Annotated in this window: 1 protein-coding gene and 1 pseudogene; both read right to left on the bottom strand. The window is 62.5% G+C overall.

Annotated features, from left to right (window positions below; all coding sequences use genetic code 11):
- Positions 1–167 precede the first annotated feature (167 nt).
- On the bottom strand, positions 168–443 hold the full coding sequence (locus tag AC4PR2_RS29460) for a hypothetical protein (protein WP_241389635.1): 276 nt from the start codon (positions 441–443) through the stop codon (positions 168–170).
- Positions 440–694 (bottom strand): annotated as a pseudogene (locus AC4PR2_RS29455) (conjugal transfer protein TraC); the annotation flags it as partial. The pseudogene AC4PR2_RS29455 and the gene AC4PR2_RS29460, both read right to left, overlap by 4 nt.

Here is a 694-nt window from a genome sequence, read left to right as displayed (position 1 = left end):
AATGGCTGTCATCCCGACAACGTAAGCTATGCCAACGGTAATCAGCGTTACCAGCGCATAACCCACGCCGCGAAACCACTCGGTTGCGATAAAGCGCGCGGACAGCGGTGGCCGCTCTGCCACCGTCGATTTTGTGTGTTGCATCTTTCCCTCCGTCAAAGCGTTGCCTACGAAAGCAGGCCGGCAACGCCGGCTATTACCCACAGCCCCAGAGCCAGGCGCAGCAGGTTCACTGCCTGATACCCCTTGCCCGCCCATTGATACCGCAGCGCCAGCCCTGCGGCCGCCAGAAGTCCGGCGACCAGCAGCGCGCGCAATGCCGCGGTGAACTCGCCCGTGCCCATATCTCGCGCGGCCAGCAGGCCGATGGCCACCATCGACGCAGTCAGCACAACTGCCGGATGGCGGCGCAGCGCCCGGCGCACTCGCTCAACCCCGGTCATAACGGCATTTTCAGCAGTGCGTGCAGTTCACGCCGCTTGTCCGCATCCCGCTCGACCATCTCGAACAGGATGTCCTTGATATCTGCCCCTTCCGCCAGCCGCTTTTCGCGGTAGGTGAAGTCTTCCCCCTTGGACGAGAACAGCTTGTCGCTGAGCGGATCGAGCAGCAGGCGGTGGAAGCTGCTGGACTCTTCGATGCTGACCAGGAACGAGCTGTACTTGGCCTTGCCCGCGGCCGGAAACTTCTTGAT

This window comes from Serratia sp. A07 (genome assembly GCF_058725505.1).
Note: the sequence above shows the minus strand (reverse complement) of the source record. Positions and strands in the feature narration are given on the sequence as shown.

What these genes read in the sequence shown, in the direction of transcription:
- AC4PR2_RS29460 (WP_241389635.1), bottom strand. Translation starts at nt 443, where the DNA reads ATGACCGGGGTTGAGCGAGTGCGCCGGGCGCTGCGCCGCCATCCGGCA.